This is a genomic window from Sphingobium sp. S6, assembly GCF_905120495.1.
Lineage (GTDB): Bacteria > Pseudomonadota > Alphaproteobacteria > Sphingomonadales > Sphingomonadaceae > Sphingobium > Sphingobium agri.
In genome coordinates this window covers 1-20,462 of record NZ_CAJHOG010000016.1, presented here as the reverse complement: position 1 = coordinate 20,462, position 20,462 = coordinate 1, and the positions used below count along the sequence as shown (strand labels likewise).

Sequence of the window (20,462 nt, the reverse complement as noted above, 5' to 3'; positions counted from 1 at the left end):
CCTAGGACTCCTCCGGGGTTCGGTGGCAGACGCGGATCTTCCCGCGTCGCGTGAACGCGATCGATCCGCCCGCCACGACAGCCCGCGAATGGTCGCCGCGAAACTCGTCACCGGTTCGCTGCGCGCGCAGGATCTCGGTCCTGCCCTTCGGCAGCCAGGTGACGGCCATTTTCAAGCCGTCATCGATGAAGTCGACATCGGCGCGTGTGCCGTCGTCGCAGTACATGATGCGCTGCGCGATTAGTTTCGACGTCAGATGCTTTTCATGCGCCGGCTCGGTAGGCTGGGTCGGCGCTGGATTACACGCCCCTATAACCGCCCCGGAGACGAGAACGACGCCGAGGCGCGCGATCGCCAGACCGGCCCGATTCAGGCCGCACAAGGTTGTCACATTTGAAATCGACGTGTCAGACATCGGTCTCTTCCGACGAAGCGCCCTGTGGCGTTCGAAGGCAGGGCAGTTCATCGCGTGCCTTCCTGCTCGCAGATCCGGGTACGGCCATCGCCTTCCACGATGGTGAGCTGCGACCCCTTGAAGGTCGCGGTGGCTGTTTCGCCGACATATTGCAGGCCCTGCGCTGGCGCGGTCAGCATCATCGGCGGTCCCCCGTTGGAGCGCCGCAAATCGATCTGCAGGCCGTTGTCCTTGTAATCGACGAACAGCGGTTCCCCGTCGGAACAGCGATATCTATGCCGCCCCATTTCCCCGGTCGCCACGGCGCTGTCGGACGAATGGATCTGCTGCTCCGTTGGCGGGGCTGGCGGCTTTCTTTCCGAGCACGCCGCGAGCCCGACAACGAGGATGACGGCGGGCAGCACCCGCTTACAGTGCATCATCATCGCGCCTTCCTCCTGCAGCGGAAGGGGACGCGCTGACGATTGATAGCCCGGGCAGGCTGACCTACCCGCCAGCGGAGATAGGTTGCGAGGCGATCGTCAGATTCGACCATCAGGGATCGCAGGCGGCGCAACATCATCGCCGCGAACGGCAGGGAGAGCGCCCCGCGCAGCGTGCAGCTATGCGTTAGCCTGGTGCCGCCATCGTCCCCCGCCAGCTCGTACCGCTCTTCGAGCGTGAACAGATAGGGGATGCCGCAGGACCAAGCGAAGGCGTGCGGTTTATCGAATCGATCAATCCGTGCTGGCGTCCGAATTGGCCGGGTGATGCCCTGGATCGCAAAGGTGCATTCTGTGTCGCCGAGCCGGGACGGATCATCGAGAAATACGAGCGGACTCCACGCCCGGCGATGATCCGGATCGGTGAGTGCCGACCAGATGCGCAGTGGCCCGCCGTGAAGCATCGAGCTGGTTATGGTGCGAGGCATATCCCCATCTCCCAGAGATGGGCGGGGCGATCGCGGATCGCCCCGCCCATCCATCAGGCCAAGTTGTTCACGAAGGTCTGACCGTGGTCGTCCCCTTCATGCTCCTCATTGTAGTGCTCGGGTTTCTCGATCACTTTCTGCCCGAACCGGGCATAGAGTGTCGGCAGCACGAACAGCGTAAGAAGCGTCGCCGAGATCAGACCGCCGATGACGACCGTCGCCAAAGGCTTTTGAACCTCTGCGCCGGCGCCTTCGCCCAGCGCCATCGGCACGAAGCCGAGGCTGGCGACTAGCGCGGTCATGATGACGGGTCGCAGACGCTGCATCGCGCCAACATGCGCGGCTTCCTCGCGGCTCATCCCTGATCGGATCAGATCTTGGATCGAGCTGACCATGACGAGGCCGTTGAGGACCGCGATGCCCGAGAGGGCGATGAAGCCCACTGCCGCCGAGATCGAGAAGTCCATGCCCCGCAGGAACAGCAACAGGACGCCGCCCACCAGCGCGAAAGGCACGCCGGTGAACACGATCGCGGCGTCGCGGACCGATCCCAACGCCCCGTAGAGGAGCAGCAGGATCAAAATGAAGCAAGCCGGAATGACCAGCTTCAGCCGTTCGCTTGCCGATTGGAGGTTCTCGAACTGGCCGCCCCATTCGAGATAGGTGCCGGCAGGCAGCCGGAGTTGGCTGCCGATCGCCGCCTGCGCATCCGCCACGACGGATCCGACGTCGCGGCCACGCACGTTGGCTTGCACCACCACGCGCCGCTTGCCGTTCTCGCGGCTGATCTGGTTCGGACCATCGACCACCTTGATCTCGGCGACGCTGGACAGCGGTACATAGCCGCCGCCTGCCACCGGCACCTGCACCTGTTGGAGCAGGCCGATGTCGGCACGCTGCGCCTCCGACAGGCGGATCACCACGGGGAAGCGACGGTCGCCCTCGAAGATCTGGCCCGATGTTCGCCCGCCGATCGTCGCAGTCACGGTGTCCTGCACATCCTGAGCCGTAACGCCCAACCGCGCCATCGCGTCGCGGTTGACGCGAATGTCGAGCATGGGAAGACCGGTCGTCTGCTCCACCTTCACGTCCGCTGCGCCTTGCGTTCTGCGCAGCACCGCCGCGATTTGCTCGGCCGTCCGGTTCATCTGGTTGAAGTCGTCCCCGAACACCTTCACCGCGATGTCGCCGCGCACGCCGGCGATCAGCTCGTTGAAGCGCATCTGGATGGGCTGGGTGATCTCGTAGGCATTTCCCGGAATCTTCGCGAGATTACCCTCGATCCGGCTGACCAGCTCCTCCTTGGGAAGCTCAGGATCCGGCCAATCCTTGCGCGGCTTCAGGATGACGAACATGTCGGTCGCGTTCGGCGGCATCGGGTCGGCCGCCAGCTCGGCGGTGCCCGTCTTGGAATAGACGAATTGCACCTCCGGCTGCTTCGACATCATCCGCTCGATCGGCACCTGCATCGCCTGGCTCTGCTGGACCGACGTTGCCGGAATGCGGAGCGACTGGATCAGCAAATCGCCTTCGTCGAGCTGCGGCAGGAACACCGAGCCGAGCGTAGTGAAAGCAAGCGCCGCCACCACAAGGCTTCCCACACCCGCACCGATCGTCAGCGTCGGGCGCTTCATGGCCCGGTCGAGACCGGGTTCGTAGCGCTTCTTCAGCCACGTGATGATGCGGCCGTCCTTCTCCTCGACCTTCTTCGACAGCCAGATCGCAATCATCGCCGGCACGAAGGTGAGAGAGAGGATGAAGGCGAAGGCGAGCGCGATGATGACGGTCAGCGCCATCGGTCCGAACGTTTTACCCTCCACGCCGGTCAGCGTGAGCAGCGGTACGTAGACGAGGATGATGATTGCCTGCCCGTACACAGAGGGACGGATCATCTCACGCGCAGCGGCTGCCACGGTCGCGAGCCGTTCCTTGACGCTGAGCAATCGGCCTTCATGATGCTGTTGCTCGGCAAGCCGGCGCAGCGCGTTTTCGACAATGATGACGGCGCCGTCGACGATCAGACCGAAGTCCAAAGCCCCAAGGCTCATCAGATTGGCCGAGACCCCAGCGCGCAGCATACCAAAGCCTGTCAGCATCATGGTGATCGGGATGACCAACGCCGCGATCAGGGCCGCACGGAAGTTGCCGAGCAGCAGGAAGAGCACGACGATGACCAGCACCGCGCCTTCGGACAGGTTTTTCGCGACCGTCTTGATCGTCGAATTGACCAGCTCGGTGCGGTTCAGCACCGGCTGAATTACGACGTCAGGAGGCAGCGAAGCGTTGATCGTCTTCAGTTTCTCAGCGACCGCGGTCGACACGATGCGGCTGTTCTCGCCGATCCGCATGATCGCCGTGCCGACGACGACTTCGGTACCGTTCTCCGATGCCGAACCCATGCGGATCGCCTGACCCGTCTTCACAGTCGCAACTTGTTCGACCGTGATCGGCACGCCGTTACGTGTCGCGATCACGGTCCTGGCCAACTCGCTGGCATTGCGAACGAGCGCATCCGAGCGAACAGCCAGACCTTCGCCATTGCGATTGACGAAGCCACCGCCGACGCTGGTGTTATTGCGCTCCAGCGCATTTCCCAGGTCCGTCAGCGTGATGCCGAGCGAGGCCAGCTTCTGCACGTCGGGCACGACGAGGAACTGCTTGGCGTAACCGCCAATCGAGTCGACACCGGCGAGGCCCGGTGTGGTCTTCAGAAGCGGCGTCACGATCCAGTCCTGCGCGGTGCGCAGGTAGGTCGCCTTGTCCTCTTCGGTCGTCAGTCGCTCGCCCTCTGGCGTGATGTAGCTGCCATCGGGCTGTTGGCCCGGTTCACCGGGCTTGTGCTTGTCGTCCTCGCGATGATCGAGACGAACGGTGTACATGTACACCTCGCCCAGGCCTGTCGCGATCGGACCCATTTCAGGGTTCACGCCGTCGGGCAGATTCTCTTGCACGCCCCGCAGACGCTCGCCCACCTGCTGGCGGGCGAAATAGATGTCCGTCGCGTCCGAAAAGACCGCCGTGATCTGCGCGAAGCCGTTGCGGCTCAACGAGCGCGTATATTCCAGGCCGGGGGTGCCGGCGAGCGCGGTTTCGATTGGAAACGACACCTGCTTCTCGACCAGCTCGGGCGAGAGGGCAGGCGCGCGGACGTTGATCTGGACCTGATTGTTGGTGATGTCCGGCACCGCGTCGATCGGTAGCCGGTAGAGGGAAAAGGCGCCGATGGCGGCGACGATGACGGTGAGGAGCAGGACTAGCCAGCGCTTCTCGACCGCCCAGGTTACGATACGGGCGATCATGGCTTAATCCTCGTGGCTCGCTTCGCCCTTGCCGATCTCGGCCTTGAGCGTGAAACTTCCGGTGGTGGCGATCTGTTCGTTGCCGGTCAGGCCCGACCGGACGATCACCGTGTCGCCCGACGCATCGCCGAGCTGGACCGGGGTCGCCTTGAAGCCGGTGGGCGTGCGCACGAACACGACCGACTTGCCCTCGAAACTCTGGACCGCCGTCGTCGGCACGCGGACCGCCCCGCTCCCGCCGCTGCCCGTCAGCTGCACGGCTGCCGTCACAGGCTCGCCGACCCGCCATTCGCCACCGCGATTGTCGAGGGTGGCGAGCGCAGGCACGAGCCGCGTCTGCGGATCAAGCGCCGGCGACACGAAGGTCACGCGGGCGGTCGCCTGACGGCCTGCCGCCTTCACCAGCACCGTATTGCCGGGACGCACCCGGCCCGCATCCTCGGGCTTGAGATTAAGCGCGATCGACACCTGGCTCAGGTTGGCGATGCGATAGAGTTCGGCATCCGCCGCGACCGTTTGTCCCAGCGTCACGGGGCGCGCAATGATCTGGCCCGAGATCGGCGCGGCAATGCCGAGCCGGTTGAGCCCGCCGCCGCCGACACCCGCCGCCGAAACCATGCTCTGCGCCTGCGTCAGGGCGATCCGCGCCTCCGTCGCCGCTGTGCGGGCGGCGATCAGATCCTGTTCAGGGGAGACTCTCTGCGCGAACAGCCGCTGTTCGCGCGCGAGGTTCGAATTAGCGAGCTGAAGCCGCGCCCGCGCCGCCTCGACCTCGCCCTTGATCTGCGCCGCCTCGCGGCTTTCGATGACCGCAATGGTCTGGCCGCGTCCGACCGATTGGCCGAGGTTACGGGTGAGCGCGACCACGCGTCCCGCAATTGCGGCCGAGACGACCTGCGTTCCCTGTGGGTCGCCCTCGATGATCGCGGGCAGCTCGATCGTCCCGGCCCCGCCGATGATCGGCCGTCCGACCTGGACGCCCGCTGTGGCGATCTGGTCGGCACCCAATGTGACGACGCCTTCACCGGCATGACCGCCTTCAGCACCGCCCTTTTCCGTGCCCGCTGCCGTCTCATTGGCAGCTGCGCCTTCGGCAGTTGCCTCGTTTCCGCCATCCTTGCCGCCGCAGGCAGCCAAGAGCAGGGCGAGCGACGCCGCGCCCGCGAGATAAAAGCTCTTCATCACTGATTCCCCCCATTGGGCGCACGAGCGGTCAGTCGCTCCACTTGCGCGCGGGCATTCTGGTAATTGGCAAGCGCGTCGATCGCGGCGACCCGCGTTTCGGCGAGCGTGCGTTCAGCATCGAGCAATTCGAGCTGGCCGAACTTGCCCTCGCGATAGCCGATCCGCGCGATGCGGGCGGCCTCCTGTGCAGCCGCCAGCGCCGGCCCCGACGCCGCACGAGCCGTCGTTGCGGCATTGGCCGCCTGCGCCTGCGCGTCCGTGATCGCCTGTTCGATGTCGAGCGCGGTCACGCGGCGCTGCGCATCCGCCTGGGTCCGCTGCGCGGTCGCCTGCGCAATCGCGGCGCGACCATTGTTGAACACCGGGATCGGGATCGACACGCTGAACACCGCCGCCATGTCGTTGGTCGCTTCCAGGCGGCGGATCGACGGCCCGACGTTCAGGTCAGGCACGCGATTGGCGCGCGCGAGCCGCACGCCGGCTTCGGCAATGGAGAAATCCGCGTTGGCTGCCGCCAGCGCGAGTGTGCCGGTCGTGTTGACCGGTGCCAACGGCCCATAGACGTTCACATCGGGAAGGCGATCGAGCAGCGTGTCATCGAGCAGGCCGTCGATCGGCCGTCCGATCCGACGCGCCAGATTGGCGCGGGCCGCCTCGGCCAAGCGAAGCTGCCGCTCCACATTGGCGTCGGCATTGATACGCGCGACATCCGCGCGCTGTTGCTCGAGTGGCGATGCCCGCCCTGCCTGCACGCGAACGCTCGCGGCCCGCAGCGCATCGCTGGCGATCCGGGCCTGATCGCGGGCTGTCATTACCCGGCGATCGGCCGCGACCGCTTCGACATAGAGCTGCGTTACCTGAAGCCGGACATCCGCCGCGATGATCGCGGCCTGGATCTCGGCCCGGGACAATTGCGCATTGGCGACCGCGACGCGGGCGCCGCGCTTGCCGCCTAGCTCGATCGGGATCGCAAAGCCGACCGTGGTTTCCGCGCTGCGGACCCCCCGATACGGCCCGGAGCCGATGACATTCTCGACTTGGCCTTGAACCACCGGATTGGGCCGCAAGCCGGCGACTGTGCGACCTGCACGGGCCGCGTCGATTCCAGCTGTCGCCGCTTCCGCAGCAGGGGCCGAACCGCCCGCTGCACTGACCGCTTGGTCAAGCGTGTAGACCGGCGCATCCTGCGCAACAGGCGCGGACGGTCCGACCTGCGCCTGCGCCATCGTGGCGCAAGACGCTGCGGCCAGCATGGCCGCGAGGATACGATTCATGAAAATAGGACTCCTGACGATGATCGACAGGGGCGCGCCAACGCACGCCCAAATCGGACGTCAGGCTTGGGGGGGCCTCAAATGGACCATGCCGGTGCGGCCGTCGAGCGACGCAGAGGCGGAGATTGTCGGCTTGGGCACTGTGAGGACGGGGGTATATTCCATCGTCGTGCGCGCAGGCGCGCCGACGTCGTGTCCGTGACAATAATTGTGATGATGCGGGACATTCTTGTCCGAGTCCGATGGCACCTGATCGATGTCACCGGCGGTATGGACCGTGAACTCAACGCCCGCGATGCTTCCCCCCGCCAGATCGGCGGCATGGGCCATGCCGGAGAAGCTGGTCAGGACCAGCATCAGGCATGTCAGGAAAGGCAAAAAGGCTCGCACTAGCTTGCCTCTATCACGGAAGGGTTTTCATGTCATTGCACTAATTCGAACCAAGGGTCACTGAGCCGGAACCCGAGCGGGATCGGTCGCGCCCGTTCCAGGCGAACCCGACCGCAATGGCGACCGCCATCAGGAGTTGCGCCAGCACCGATTGCCAAGTGGGAAACACGCCGAGCATCGACAGCCGTGGCACGTCCGCGAGCGGTGCGATGTTGATAAGGCCGGCTTCCTGGAGCGCGGCGACGCCTTTACCCGCCAGCACGACGGTCAGGACCGCCATGAGCCAGGAGCTATAGCGGAAGAACTGCGCGATCGGCAGCTTGCGACTGTAGCGAAGCATGGCCCAAGCGATCAGGCTGAGCAGTCCAATCGCCGACCCGGCCCCCGCGAGAAGCATCCCGTTGTCACCTTGCGCCGAAAGCGCGGCATAGAACAGGATCGTCTCGAAGACCTCGCGATAAACTACGACGAACGCCAGCCCGAACAGGAACCAGCCCGACCCGCCCGAGAGCGCCCGCGACATCTTCTCGCGAATATAGCGCTGCCACTGATCGGCCTGCGCCTTGCCGTGCATCCAAATCCCGACCGAGAGCAGCACGACCGCGGCGAACAGCGAGCCAAACCCTTCCGTCAGCTCCCGGCTCGCACCGCTGATCCCGATCGCATAGGTGGCGACCGCCCAGGTGATCCCGCCCGCGATGATCGCGCTGACCCAGCCGCCATGCACGTACCGCAGCGCCTCGCCGCGCTCGGCTTTACGCAGGAACGCGATCATGGCGACAACGATGAGCAGGGCTTCGAGCCCTTCACGCAGCAGGATCGTGAACGCGCCCAGGAACGTGGACGCTTCGGTGGCGGCATCAGGCGCGAGCGCCGCTTCCGCATCGTCGAAAAGGCCGCCCAGTACTGCGACCTTCTCCGCGAGATCATCGGGCGACGCGCCCCGGTCGATCGAGGCGCGGAACTCCCCCATCGCGCCCTCGATTCGACCCATCAGCGTCGCGTCGCGCGCGGTGAGTGTTGGCTCGATCGGCTCGAACCCATCGAGATAGGCCGACAGCGCCAGCTCTTTCGCCATGCGCGCATCGCCGCGCCGCGCAGCCGCCACGCTTTCGGCGAGTTTGGCGCGGGCGACCGCGAGCGAGCCGGGAGCCTGTTGTATCACCTGTTCGGGATGACGACGCAGGAACGCGAGCACTGGGTCAGCCTTGGCGTCGCCGATCGCCGCGCCGAGCGCGGCCGGGGTGAGCGCGACCAGGGTTTTCAGGTCCGGAATGCGCCGGCGAAGGGTCGGGTCGGATTTCCAAAGCCGCTCGCCTTCGCGCGCCTGCGCATCCGTGAAGGCGAAGCTCCCGGCTCGGAATGCTAACGCCCAGCGCTGATCGTTGGGCAGATCGGCGAAGCTCTGCATCGCGGTCCCGTCGATGCCTTGCGTCACCACCTGATAGAGCGCGAACACGCTGCGCTGGCGCGCGCGCTCGGCATCGGTGAAAGCAATCGGGGGCGTAGCGAGCTTGGCGGCGTCAGGGCCACGGCCGTTGCCCGTCATCCCGTGGCAGGACGCGCAGGATTGTCGGAACAGGGCATCGCTGGAGACGAGGTTCGGAGCCTTATCGGGCGCGAGCGGCACCGGGTAGGCGCGCAACAGATCGGCCGCGAGCCCGTGCGCCAATGTTGCCACCTGTTCAGTCGGTCCCTTTTCCGCGATCACCGCCTGGAGGTTGGCAGCCCGCTGGATGAGGGCTTGACGCTCCGGCTTCGCCGGCAGGCCCTGAAGCCGTGTCGAGACCGACGCGGCGAACTCCGTCATCTCGGCATATTCCGACGTGCTCTTGATCCGACCGTTGGCGACCGCGCCGCCATAATCGACGGCCATATAGTCGAGCAGCCGCCATGCGGTTTGCACGTCGCCGGGTTCGGCGATTGCCGCAGCAGGGATCAGCAGCGCCGCGAGCGCGGAGAGCAGCCGCAACGAGAGCATTGCCCGGATCAACGCGAGCAGACGCACTACCGCTCTCCCAATTCGCGCCGAGCGCCAGTGACGATTTCATAAGCGGAGTGGAGGAACAGGAGGGCGATGAGGCCGGCGACGGCGAGGTCCGGCCAGGCGCTTCCTGTCCACGCCACCAGACCGGCCGCGGCGATCACCGCCACGTTGGCGAGCGCGTCGTTGCGGCTGAACAGCCAGATCGCGCGAACATTGGCGTCCCCTTCCCGGAAACGCGCAAGCACCAAGGCGGACACGACATTGATCGCGAGCGCGACAACGCCGATTGTGCCCATCAGTTCGGCATCGGGCGCGGTTGCGTTCAGGGCGCGCCAAATCGCGAAACCGATTACGCCCACGCCAAGCGCACCGAGAAACAACCCCTGCGTCAGCGCGACCTTTGCCCTCGCCCGTGCGGACCAGGCAAGCGCGAGAAGACCGATAAGGCTGATCGACCCGTCCCCGAGAAAATCGAGGGAATCCGCTTTCAGCGCTTGGCTATCGGCGATGAACCCGCCGAACAGCTCGGCGACTCCGAAGCCGAGGTTGAGCACCACGACGGTCAGCAGCGCACGGCGATAGGCCGGATCGGTTTGCGCGCGCGCGGGCTCCCCGTGGCACCCGCAGCTTTCGGTAGAAGCATTCATGCGGCCTTCCTTACCACCTCCAGTCGCTGTAGAAGCAAGCGAAATGTGCGACACGTTCGCATAAGCAAGGATGGCATGATGAAGCCGGTGATGATTGGGCAGCTCGCCAGCGAGACCTCGACGAAGGTGACGACGATCCGCTTTTATGAGTCGATCGGGTTGCTCCGATCCGCCCCTCGCACGGCGTCGGGTCGCAGAACCTACGATGCCAGTGACATTGAGCGTTTGCACTTCATCCGCAACGGTCGCCGGCTTGGCTTCTCCGTCGACGAGATCCGTTCGTTGATGGGGCTGGCGCAGAACCCGGACCAGGATTGTGGTGCCGCCTCAGCTATCGCTGCTCAGCACCTCAAGGATGTGGAGGAGAGACTGGCGCAACTCGCGGTGTTGCGGGATGAGTTGGCAATGCTCAGCCAGAGCTGCACCAAGGCGCGCATGGCCGATTGTCGGATCATGAAGGCGATCGGCAAAGGCCACCCTCAAGCCGATCAATAATAATCGGCCAGCCTGAGCTCGCGCACATCACCCGAGGCCATCGTCAGCTTTACGAGGGTGCCAGCAGGCCGGGAGCGCACTTGCCAGAGCTCCCCACGCGTATAGTTCGCATCGATCGAATGGCCGTTCACCGCCACGATCCGGTCGCCGACCGCCCAGCCAGCCTTTTCCGCGGGACTGTTCGCCGCCACATGAACAACGGTGAGCGCCGTTGGTGAGGCTGCGAGGCCAAGGCCGCTACGGTCCTTCAGCATCGGCAGGCGACGACGAGGACCGAGTGGCCGGAGCCACACGAATCCGGCGGTCACGTCGAACACCACGTCGAATTGAGCGATCAGCGGTAGGCCGACATTGCCAACCGTGCTGGTGGAGAGCCAAGCTCTCATCCCGAGTGTGGGGACGTTCGAGACGCCAAGCCCTTCGATGTTGATGTTCTGGATCGTGAAAGCATCGTTGATACGCACACCATCGACGCCGCCGATCGCCGCGGTCGAGACGAGCTTCCCGTTCAACAGCCCTTGATCGCGGGCATAGGCCGACGAGAGCATCAGCGCGGCCGAGCTGCCAAGATCGATCATCAAGGGCACGGGAGGCAAACCCGAGACGGAAGCTCGAATGAACAGCTCCTGCTTGGCACCGCGCCCGAGCGCGACAGCGCGCCAGTCGGGACCGGCGAGAAACGTGCCTGACTTGACGACCGCCATACGCCTTTTCGCGAAATCGAGCGCGATGCAGCTACCCGTGAACATATCGGCACCGAGGAGGATATCGATCGGTCGTCCGAAGGCCGCCGACACTGAACTCAGATCACCAACGACGGCAAAGGGTAAGCGACGGGTTTCGCGGGCGAGCTGTACGTCGATGTCGCGGACCAGCAGCACCGGGGCCTTGGCGCTCAGCCCGCTAATCATGCGCCGCTCACCATCGTTCAAGCCGAGCTTCGCCGCGAGCGCCGTGCTCATGATCGACGCGCCGCTGCCACTGTCGAGCACCGCCCGCACCGGCACTCCGCGCACTTGTGCCGAAACAAGGAGGGTATCACCCGTGCCGACTTCCAGCGGCTCCCATTCGAGGTGAGCCGCACCGAAGTTCCACGAGCCCGCAGACCGGGAAGTCTGTCGCGCGAGCGTTGGAGAACCGAGCACCAAGCCGGTTCCACAGGCCACCAGCCGCGCCACTAATGAGCGTCGAGACATACCGATTGCTTCAACACGGGCCGTCAAAAAGCCACCTCCAGCCCCCCGTCCGCAGGAGAGCAAATTGCGGTTACATGCTCCAGCCACTGGAGGAGCAAGTGCTTTTGGTGCGCCCGAAAATCCTCAGAAGCGCTTGGAGAACTTTAGATGAAGGATGGTGCAGACCGCTTAGATGCCTTCCCGATAACGAACGGTTCCGGGGGACGCTGGGCCGATCGGGACCGCGAACGGTGTAAACGCTCGCGCTAAGTGGCGGCATTCTGATCGCGCTATTTGTCGGCGAGCGTCGCTACGCGGCTACCGGCTTGGTCTCGGCCGATCGCACATAGGCGTAGAGTTTTGGCTTGGAGATGCCGAGCATCGAGCAAATCTTGGCGATCGGCATCGTGTTCTCGTGGTAGAGCCTGACGGGCAGGTCGCGCTTGTCCTTGCCGAGTGCGGCCGGCCGGCCACCCTTCTTGCCGCGAGCGCGGGCTGCGGTGAGACCGGCCTGGGTCCGCTCGCGGATCAGGTTGCGCTCGAACTCCGCCAATGCCCCGAACAGGTGGAAGGTAAGCTTGCCCGACGTGGTGGTCGTGTCGATCGCCTCGTGCAGGCTCAGCAGCCCGACCTTTTCCTCGTCGAGGTAGGTCATCCATCCGATCAGATCACGGAGCGAGCGGCCGAGCCTGTCGAGGCGCCAGACCACCAGTGTGTCGCCGGCGCGAAGCAGCTCCTTCACCTTTTCCAATCCAGGGCGAGCGGCAGTCGCCCCGGAGGCCTTGTCGGTGATGACCTTCTCGCAGCCGGCAGCCTTCAGCGCATCACGCTGGAGGTCCAGGTTCTGCTCGGCGGTCGATACGCGGGCGTAACCGATTTTCATGCGTAGGGCCGGTGGCGCCCCGATCGGGCGCGGTTTGGGAAGAAAGTCGTCATCGGCAGGTCTATGTTGCCCTAGTTTTCTTTACCGGGTAGATTTACGTCGAACAGGCCGGTTTGGCAACGCGAGCGGACTCGCATGGCGATGGGCAGGCAAATCTCCGTTTTCCTTACCTGCGACACGGACCGTCGGCGGTGACGCATCCGGCGCTTGTCCCGCCGCTGGCGATCGAGCGCTACCGCGTCCTTGAACCGCACCTCGCCGATGGCATCCCGCTCGCGGACCTCGCCCGCACCGGCACGCTGAGCGAGCGGACGTTGCAGCGCTGGCTCGGGCGCTACCGTGCCGAAGGACTTGCCGGTCTCGCGCGTCTGCCGCGCAACGATCGGGGCAGGCTGCACCTGCCGGAACATCTGGTCGAACTGACCCGCACTCTCGCCACCAAGCGCCCGCGACCCCCGGTCGCCGCCATTCACCGAAAGGTGCAGGAACTCGCCATCGCGCATGGACACCGAACCCCCAGCTATGCGGCCGTCGCGCGTGTCGTCAGGGCGATACCGGCAAGCCAGATCGCCGCAGCCTCCGATCCGGCCGTCTACCGCGACCAGCACGAGCTAGTGCATCGGCGCGAAGCCGCGACCTCGAACGAGATGTGGCAGGCCGATCATACCGTTCTCGACATTCTCGTGCTCGATGATGCCGGAACCCCGGTGCGTCCTTGGCTGACCGTCATCGTTGACGATCACAGCCGAGCCATCGCCGGTTACTTCCTCAGCCTCGATGCCCCCAGTGCCCTCAACACGGCGCTCGCCTTGCGGCAGGCGATCTGGCGCAAGCCCAATCCCGAATGGATCGTCAGCGGCATTCCCGAACAGCTTTACGTCGACAACGGCTCGGATTTCATCTCCGAGCATATCGAGCAGGCGTGCATCGCCCTCAAAATCCGCCTCATCCATTCGCTGCCGGGGCGTCCTCGCGGGCGCGGCAAGATCGAGCGGCTGTTCCGCACCATCAACGACATGTTCCTGCCCGACCTGCCCGGCCACCTGATCGCGGGCAAGCCGCTGTCGGCGCCAGTGCTCACGCTCGACGAGCTGCGCGCCCGCTTCGAGGCGTTCGTGTGCGGCGTCTATCATCGTCGCCCGCATGGCAGCACCGGCGAACCGCCGATCACGCGCTGGCAGAAGGGCGGGTTCCTGCCCGCAATGCCCGACAGCCTTGAACAGCTCGACATGCTGCTCGTGCACGTGCCCAAGCCCCGTAAAGTGCTGCGCGACGGCATCCGTCTGATGGGCAGGCGCTATGTCGAACCCACGCTCGCGGCCTTCGTCGGCGAGCAGGTCGAGGCGGTCTATGACCCCCGCGACCTGACCGAGATCCACGTCTACCACCAGGGCCGGTTCGTCTGCCGTGCGCTCAGCTCCGAGCACGCTGGGCACCCGTCGTTGCGCGCGATCCAGCGCGCCCGGCGCGGCGCGAAGGAGCGCGACAAGCAGGTGCCTGCCCCCACGGAGACCTTCGATGGCGACCAAGAGGATACGGCTTCCCGGCCCACCACCTACCGAGGGCTCCGGCTCTACGCCGCTGACGATTGAGTTCCTGGTCGAGCAGCCGTTCCTGGCGACCCGCGAACATGCCCGGTTCGTCGAGTTTGCCGAAGCCTGCGCGCACTACCGCTATATCGGCGTGTGTCATGGCCGGCCGGGCGTCGGAAAGACGCGATCGGCGCGCGAGTTTTCCAGCTTCCCCGACCTGGGGGAATATGCCGCGCTCCGTCCCATTGCCGCGCTCCTTGGCGAAAAGGTCGCTCGCTGCCGCGCCGTCTTCTACACCGTGTCGGTCAGCAACACGCCCAAGACGATCGACGCGGTGTTGGGCCTCAACCTCATTAAGCTGGGCTATGCCCGGCTGACGGTCGCGGGCGGCTCGCAGGACGAAATCACCCATGACGCCGCCCGCATCGCCTGCCCCCTCGTCATCGTCGACGAGGCCGACCGCCTGACCATAAAGTCGCTCGAACATCTCCGCGACATGGCCGATCGCCACGGCTTCGGGCTGATCCTGATGGGTATGCCGGGCTTGGAGAAGCGCCTCGCCCGCTATGCCCAGCTCTACTCGCGGATCGGCTTCGTCCACGAGTTCAAACCGCTTACCGAGACCGAAATGCGGCTGCTGCTCGCGACCCACGCCGGCGATTTCGGGATCAGCTTCGACCCGGCCCAACTCGACGCGATCGAAGCGCAGGCAGCCGTGATCCGCATCACGCGCGGCAACTTCCGGCTCATGGAGCGCCTGTTCGCGCAGATGCGGCGGATCATGACCCTCAACCGCGTCGAGGAGGTCACCGCTGACATCGTTCAGGCCGCGCGCGATTGCCTCGTCATCGGACCCGGCAACTGACAAATAGCGCGATCAGAACGCCGCCATTTAGCGCGAGCGTTTACAACCCATGGAAAAGCTGGGGCGAGTTGCTGGTGTCAAAACCGACCGGTTTTGACCCGGTTGAGGCATAGCTGATAGCCGTTACGATTCGATTTGGTAGGAAGGGGGTGGCCGCTTGCCTGCTGACGATCGCCCTATCCTCGCGACTATGGGGGTCGGCCCGCGTTTTGGCCTGCGCCTCTGATCAAACCGTCAGCGCGGCGTGAAACTTGAAAGGAAAGACGCCGTGAACGAAATGACAAAGCAGGAATTGGCAAGCAAAGTGCCCGCGGTCACGCTGGGTTTCTGGATCATTAAGATACTCGCGACCACCCTCGGCGAGACGGGCGGCGATACCGTCTCAATGACCATGAACCTCGGCTACCTAGTCGGCACCGCGATCTTCCTGACGGTGCTGATCGCCCTGGTCTGGTGGCAGGTAATGGCGACACGCTTTCACCCTTTCCTCTATTGGGCAACGATCATCGCCTCGACGACGGCGGGGACGACGATGGCGGACTTCGCCACGCGCTCGCTCGGTATTGGCTATACCGGAGGATCGGCGCTGCTGCTCGGCTGCGTTCTGGCCTCGCTGATCGTCTGGCATCGGGCGCTCGGATCGATTTCAGTCGATACCGTGCGCGAGCCGAAAGCCGAGCTGTTCTACTGGATCACGATCACCCTCTCGCAAACGCTTGGCACGGCGCTCGGGGACTGGACGGCCGATACCGGCAACCTCGGCTATATCGGCGCAGCGGGTATCTTCGCGGCGCTGCTCGCCGTGTTGGCGCTGCTCTACTACCTGACCAATGCAAGCCGCGTGCTGCTGTTCTGGGCGGCCTTCATCCTGACCCGCCCGCTGGGCGCAGCGGTCGGCGATTTTCTTGACAAGCCGCTCGATCATGGCGGCCTCGCCTTCAGTCGGCCGCTCGCGTCGGCGGTGCTAACGGCCGCAATCCTGCTCCTGATCGTGGTCCTCCCCCAACGGGCCGGAGAGCATCCCAATCGACCGAGCCGCGATTAAAACTGCTGCGCCTCGCCCCAGTAAGTGTCCCTTATCAATCGGGTATTAGCGCGAAGCCTCGAAGCTGGAGATTGGCTAATGTCGTGAGCGCGGAATCGTCGATCACCACGCCGGGCGTTACCTGATCCGACGTTATTTTGTTGGCGATCATGGCTTGGCTGCACACATGGACCCAAACGCCCGCGGTCCGGAGAGCCTCGATGAGCATGACATTCGGGTTCTCGGCCACTTTCATGCGGGCGGCGTAGGGCGCGTTCTGCAGGATGACGGGGGTTGCGGGGCCATGGATGATCACGACGATATCGCCAGGCCCTGGACGCACCTTGTCGGCGCCGAGCAGATTGACGAAGCGCGCAACCTTTTCAAGGCTGGGATTCAAGTGGTCGGGTGCGCTTGCGGCCTTGGTGATGTTGAACAGGACACGGTAGCGGAGCTTGGGATCGGGGCGCTCAGCGGCGCTCGGCACGGCCACTATGCCGCCAAAACGCGGTATCACGGGATAGAGGAGGTCAGGTGGTGCCGCCACCGAAGTCCCGCCCATCAGCGTCGTGGCCGCGAGTAAAAGCCCGGTAAGAACTCTTTTCGACAACGTTGCTCTCCCCTTGAGCCGCAGAGGCTGGATGCGCACCGCGAAAACGGTGACCTGCCGCTAAGCAACACTAAACTGGCCCATCATCCCGTTATCCTCATGTTCAAGGATATGGCAGTGGTACATGAAGGGAGCACTCTTGGCCGGATGATCGAAGCGGATGAGAAGCTCCACGGGCTCCCTGACAAGCACCGTGTCGCGCGGCCCCTGATCAAGAACGTCCGGCCTCCCGCCGGCCCGGCTGAGAACATCAAAGTGGACGCCATGAATATGGATCGGGTGGCGCATCATTTCGCCAGACACCTCCCATATCTCGGTGGAGCCGAGCTTCACGGTCTCATCGATGCGGTTCATGTCGAATGGCTTGCCGTTGATCGTCAGCCCGCCACCTCCGCTTGCTGATCCCATCATGCCGCCCATGCCCATGTTAAGGACGAGGCGGCGGCGGCGCACCGCCTTGCTGGCGTCAGGCCGAGCTCGCGATGCGAGAAGGGCCGGCACCGCCCCGCTGGCACGAGCCTGTCCCATCGGCCGCGGCTCGAACCGCACCACGGTCGCGGGCGCGTTGGCATTGCCCCTGCCGGCGCTTCGCCCCATCATCCCCATCCCGCCCGTCATCGAGTTGTTGCTATCGATCGCCGTCACAAGCGAAGCGGCTCTGCCGTCCGTGAAATCCACGAGAAGCTCAGCGCGCTGCCCTGGGGCCAAGGCTATAGCCGCGATCTCCACTGCCCTTTCTAGCAGGCCGCCTTCGGTGCCGATCCAGTGAAAGCTGCGCTGATCGCTGAACGATAGTTCGTAGATCCTGGCGTTCGATGCGTTGACGAGCCGCAGGCGGACCAACCGATTGGGGACCACCGCGGAAGGGTTAACCGCGCCGTTCACCAGGATCGTGTCGCCGCGTCGCCCCTGCATGGCGACCATCATGCCGCCCGGCAGGACAAGGCGACCATCTTCAAACTGGCGATCCTGAATAAGCAGCGGCAGGTCATCCACGCCATATTCGGAGGGCAGGCCCAGGCCCTGCTCTTCGTCATCGGTTACCAGCAATGCCCCGGCCAACCCTGAATAGACTTGCTCGGCCGTCAAACCATGGACGTGAGAGTGATAAAGCAGCGTCGCTGCTGGCTGCCGGATCGGGAGCGTGGGTCGCCAGGTCGCACCCGGCGCGATCAGCTGATGAGGGCCTCCGTCCAGTTCTCCGGGGACCAGAAGCCCGTGCCAATGCACAGTCGTGTCCGCCCCAAGCCCGTTGGTCACGGCAGCCGCGACATCATCCCCGCGACGCACCCTGATCGTTGGCCCGAGATAGCTGCCATTGTACCCGAGCGTGTCGCTCGGGCGGCCGGGATAAAAAGAGGTCGTTCCCGATTGGACACGTAGGGCGAACGAGCGGCTCGCCCCTGCGTCCAGCAGGGGCGGCACCGGAAGCGGAGTCTGCCCGCCGCTGCCAGTCGAGGCGGAGCGCGAGCAAGCGGCGGTGGCGAACAAGGCCGCTCCGCCGACCAACAGCGAGCGTCGGTCCAACATCTACATCTGATCCAAGACGAGACGCAGCCTGGAAGCCAGCTGGGCAGTCGCGTCGATCGGCTCCGCCGCTTGGCGCTCAAGCGCCTCAGCGGTTCGGCTTACCGTTCGCTTACAAGGTGCCTCGACAGTTCTGGCGAAATAGCAGCTCACAACGAACCTCCTAAGCGGGCGCTTGATTCAACGCCGTTCTATCATATATGCCTCATATAGGATTCTTGGAGTAGCCGTGTCACTTTTTCTCGCTGCGATGTCTCCGGAGCTTTTGGAGGAAAAAGCCGGCGAAGCTGAAGCGTTCTTGCGCTCGCTTGCGAGCCGGCACCGGCTGATGATCCTGTGCAGCCTGCTTGGCGGGGAATTGTCGGTCGGCGAACTGGGCGAACGCCTTGGGCTGACACAGTCCAATCTGTCCCGGCATCTGGCAACGCTGCGCGACGAAGGCCTGGTGGGAACGCGCCGCGCGCGAACTACGATCTACTACCGGATCACGTCCGAGCGCGTGCTGCCGATCCTTACCGAACTCTACAAGCTGTTCTGCGCCGAGGGCGGCGTCGAGCAAGGTCCATCCTGATGATGGAGGGCTTCACCCCATATTCGGCTATCCTGGGCGGTGCGCTCATCGGCCTCTCGGCCGCGCTCCTCTGGATTGCGAACGGACGGATCGCCGGCATCAGCGGCATCGTCGGAGGCATTCTTGCGCCGGCTCGAGGCGATGCAGCGTGGCGCGCAACGTTCCTGGCCGGCCTGATCGCCGCGCCCTTGCTCTATCGTGCGGCAGGGCGCGCGCTGCCAGACCTCACGATGCCTGCACCCCTCATGGTCGTGGTCGCGGCCGGTCTCCTGGTAGGATTTGGGACGCGACTAGGAAGTGGCTGCACCAGCGGGCATGGCGTCTGCGGGATAGCCAGGCTCTCGCCGCGCTCACTTGCCGCAACCAGCGTCTTCCTCATCACCGCTGCGGTGACTGTGTATGTCGCCCGCCACATCGTCGGACTCTGAGACAGTGACGAAGCTCCTCGCCGCCTTAGCCTCGGGGTTCATTTTCGGCTTGGGCCTGATCGTCTCCGCCATGGTCAGCCCAAGCAAGGTTCTGGCGTTCCTCGATGTCACCTCGCCATCTTGGGACCCGAGCCTCGTCCTGGTGCTGGTCTCGGCGGTCATCGTTGCAGCGTTAGGGTTCGCACTCGGCCGAAGGCGCACTGCCCCGCTTTTCGCCGCTACGTTCAACGGACCATCGAACCGGGCCCTTGATGGAAAGCTTCTCGTCGGCGCCGCCCTGTTCGGCATCGGATGGGGCCTTGTCGGATATTGTCCTGGCCCCGCCCTCGTCGCCTTGAGCCTGGGTGCGCCGGCGGCGCTGGTGTTCGTCATGGCGATGCTGGTCGGCATGGGCTCCTTCGCTCTTCTCGAACGCTATCGGGCGGCGAGGGTGGGAAGCTAACCTATGACGCCGGTCGATCTCCTCACCCTCCTATCCGGCGTGATCGTTGGTTTCACGTTGGGCGTGATCGGCGGCGGCGGCTCGATCCTGGCTATGCCGTTGCTCCTTTACGTCGTCGGCATGAAGGACCCGCACGTCGCGATCGGCACGAGCGCGCTGGCGGTCGCCGCCAATGCCTTTGCTAACCTGGTCCAGCACGCACGCGCCGGAACCGTGAAGTGGCCGTGCGCCCTTGTTTTCGGAGCATCGGGTGTCACCGGTGCCCTGATTGGTTCGACCCTCGGCAAGATGGTGGCGGGTCAGCACCTGCTGGTGCTGTTCGCAGGCGTCATGGTCGTGGTCGGGGTTTCCATGCTGAGAGGTAAATCCGGCGGCGGTGATCCCGGCGTGCACATCACGCGGCCGATCGCTGTACGGCTCGTCGTTATCGGGCTTCTCGCCGGCCTGCTGTCCGGGTTCTTCGGCATCGGCGGCGGCTTTCTGATCGTACCCGGCATCATGCTGGGAAGCGGCATGCCAATCCTCAATGCGGTCGGGTCCTCGCTGTTTTCCGTGGGAGCGTTCGGCTCGGCGACAGCCCTCAACTACGCACTGTCAGGGCTCGTGGACTGGCGCGTGGCCGGCTTCTTCATCGCGGGCGGCGTCGGCGGCGGCATCGCTGGCATGCGAACCGCAGTCCGCCTTGCCGACCACAAGAGCCTGCTCACTCGAATCTTCGCCTTCGTCCTGTTGGCCGTGGCCGCCTACAGGCTCTGTTGCAAAAATCGTGAAGCTTGAGCATGCTTGGCGGAGATTGGACGGAC

21 protein-coding genes are annotated in these 20,462 nt (G+C 64.7%); 8 read left to right on the top strand and 13 right to left on the bottom strand.

All coding sequences use genetic code 11. The features are described 5' to 3' along the window. Position 1 precedes the first annotated feature (1 nt). The 9 genes from SPHS8_RS18985 to SPHS8_RS18945 form a co-directional block, all read right to left on the bottom strand. Complete coding sequence (locus SPHS8_RS18985) at positions 2-415, bottom strand: hypothetical protein (RefSeq protein ID WP_004212881.1); 414 nt, start codon at positions 413-415, stop codon at positions 2-4. A 47-nt stretch (positions 416-462) separates the two neighbouring features. Next, positions 463-840, bottom strand: coding sequence for a hypothetical protein (locus SPHS8_RS18980; protein ID WP_009824022.1), 378 nt, complete (start codon positions 838-840; stop codon positions 463-465). Continuing rightward, a complete protein-coding gene (locus tag SPHS8_RS18975; protein ID WP_013849881.1) occupies positions 837-1,325 on the bottom strand; it encodes an SRPBCC domain-containing protein in 489 nt (162 codons plus the stop codon). The genes SPHS8_RS18980 and SPHS8_RS18975 overlap by 4 nt, the downstream gene beginning before the upstream one ends. Positions 1,326-1,378: 53 nt before the next feature. After that, positions 1,379-4,624 carry an efflux RND transporter permease subunit gene (locus SPHS8_RS18970; protein WP_004212878.1) on the bottom strand — a complete coding sequence of 1,082 codons (3,246 nt, stop codon included), beginning with the start codon at positions 4,622-4,624 and terminating at the stop codon, positions 1,379-1,381. Between the two features lie 3 nt (positions 4,625-4,627). After that, the gene (locus tag SPHS8_RS18965) at positions 4,628-5,806 is read right to left on the bottom strand and encodes an efflux RND transporter periplasmic adaptor subunit (protein ID WP_004212877.1); all 1,179 of its coding nucleotides are present in this window, start codon (positions 5,804-5,806) and stop codon (positions 4,628-4,630) included. Next, positions 5,806-7,083, bottom strand: coding sequence for a TolC family protein (locus tag SPHS8_RS18960; protein ID WP_013039111.1), 1,278 nt, complete (start codon positions 7,081-7,083; stop codon positions 5,806-5,808). The genes SPHS8_RS18965 and SPHS8_RS18960 overlap by 1 nt, the downstream gene beginning before the upstream one ends. A gap of 60 nt (positions 7,084-7,143) precedes the next feature. Beyond that, on the bottom strand, positions 7,144-7,440 hold the full coding sequence (locus SPHS8_RS18955) for a hypothetical protein (protein ID WP_007406840.1): 297 nt from the start codon (positions 7,438-7,440) through the stop codon (positions 7,144-7,146). A gap of 73 nt (positions 7,441-7,513) precedes the next feature. Next, positions 7,514-9,481, bottom strand: a complete 1,968-nt coding sequence (locus tag SPHS8_RS18950; RefSeq protein WP_004212871.1) for a cytochrome c/FTR1 family iron permease — start codon at positions 9,479-9,481, stop codon at positions 7,514-7,516. Next, positions 9,481-10,107, bottom strand: a complete 627-nt coding sequence (locus SPHS8_RS18945; protein WP_004212870.1) for a cation transporter — start codon at positions 10,105-10,107, stop codon at positions 9,481-9,483. Before SPHS8_RS18945 ends, SPHS8_RS18950 begins: the two co-directional genes overlap by 1 nt. Positions 10,108-10,185: 78 nt before the next feature. Here SPHS8_RS18945 and SPHS8_RS18940 point away from each other — a divergent pair, with 78 nt between their 5' ends. Next, positions 10,186-10,602: a MerR family transcriptional regulator gene (locus tag SPHS8_RS18940; protein WP_004212867.1), complete on the top strand. Its 417-nt coding sequence runs from the start codon at positions 10,186-10,188 to the stop codon at positions 10,600-10,602. Here the strand turns inward: SPHS8_RS18940 and SPHS8_RS18935 are convergent. Both SPHS8_RS18935 and SPHS8_RS18930 read right to left on the bottom strand, forming a co-directional pair. Beyond that, positions 10,596-11,798, bottom strand: coding sequence for an aspartyl protease family protein (locus SPHS8_RS18935; protein WP_013039112.1), 1,203 nt, complete (start codon positions 11,796-11,798; stop codon positions 10,596-10,598). The two genes, SPHS8_RS18940 and SPHS8_RS18935, sit on opposite strands and share 7 nt — an antisense overlap. 289 nt (positions 11,799-12,087) lie before the next feature. Beyond that, complete coding sequence (locus tag SPHS8_RS18930) at positions 12,088-12,660, bottom strand: recombinase family protein (RefSeq protein WP_009824027.1); 573 nt, start codon at positions 12,658-12,660, stop codon at positions 12,088-12,090. A gap of 191 nt (positions 12,661-12,851) precedes the next feature. Between SPHS8_RS18930 and SPHS8_RS18925 the strand changes: the two genes are divergently transcribed. The 3 genes from SPHS8_RS18925 to SPHS8_RS18915 all read left to right on the top strand — a co-directional run bounded on the left by SPHS8_RS18925 (position 12,852) and on the right by SPHS8_RS18915 (position 16,102). Then, a complete protein-coding gene (locus SPHS8_RS18925) occupies positions 12,852-14,252 on the top strand; it encodes a Mu transposase C-terminal domain-containing protein (protein WP_004212864.1) in 1,401 nt (466 codons plus the stop codon). Next, the gene (locus SPHS8_RS18920; RefSeq protein ID WP_009824028.1) at positions 14,179-15,057 is read left to right on the top strand and encodes an AAA family ATPase; all 879 of its coding nucleotides are present in this window, start codon (positions 14,179-14,181) and stop codon (positions 15,055-15,057) included. Before SPHS8_RS18925 ends, SPHS8_RS18920 begins: the two co-directional genes overlap by 74 nt. A 277-nt stretch (positions 15,058-15,334) precedes the next feature. Next, positions 15,335-16,102 (top strand): COG4705 family protein, encoded by a 768-nt coding sequence (locus SPHS8_RS18915; protein WP_041393782.1) that lies wholly within the window; start codon positions 15,335-15,337, stop codon positions 16,100-16,102. A gap of 34 nt (positions 16,103-16,136) precedes the next feature. On the opposite strand, the gene SPHS8_RS18910 is transcribed toward SPHS8_RS18915, so the two are convergent. Together SPHS8_RS18910 and SPHS8_RS18905 are read right to left on the bottom strand one after the other, a co-directional pair. Further along, positions 16,137-16,730 (bottom strand): DsrE family protein, encoded by a 594-nt coding sequence (locus tag SPHS8_RS18910; protein WP_236575269.1) that lies wholly within the window; start codon positions 16,728-16,730, stop codon positions 16,137-16,139. A 21-nt stretch (positions 16,731-16,751) separates the two neighbouring features. After that, positions 16,752-18,221, bottom strand: coding sequence for a multicopper oxidase family protein (locus tag SPHS8_RS18905; RefSeq protein WP_014072612.1), 1,470 nt, complete (start codon positions 18,219-18,221; stop codon positions 16,752-16,754). 247 nt (positions 18,222-18,468) lie between these two features. Here SPHS8_RS18905 and SPHS8_RS18900 point away from each other — a divergent pair, with 247 nt between their 5' ends. The 4 genes from SPHS8_RS18900 to SPHS8_RS18885 are packed head-to-tail and all read left to right on the top strand — an operon-like array spanning position 18,469 to position 20,436. Beyond that, a complete protein-coding gene (locus SPHS8_RS18900) occupies positions 18,469-18,789 on the top strand; it encodes an ArsR/SmtB family transcription factor (protein WP_173385034.1) in 321 nt (106 codons plus the stop codon). Then, complete coding sequence (locus SPHS8_RS18895) at positions 18,789-19,217, top strand: YeeE/YedE family protein (RefSeq protein ID WP_014072610.1); 429 nt, start codon at positions 18,789-18,791, stop codon at positions 19,215-19,217. The genes SPHS8_RS18900 and SPHS8_RS18895 overlap by 1 nt, the downstream gene beginning before the upstream one ends. A gap of 4 nt (positions 19,218-19,221) precedes the next feature. Next, on the top strand, positions 19,222-19,659 hold the full coding sequence (locus SPHS8_RS18890; protein WP_014072609.1) for a DUF6691 family protein: 438 nt from the start codon (positions 19,222-19,224) through the stop codon (positions 19,657-19,659). Between the two features lie 3 nt (positions 19,660-19,662). Continuing rightward, entirely contained in the window at positions 19,663-20,436 is a 774-nt protein-coding gene (locus tag SPHS8_RS18885; protein WP_201516755.1) for a sulfite exporter TauE/SafE family protein, read from the top strand. The last annotated feature ends 26 nt before the right edge of the window (positions 20,437-20,462 follow it).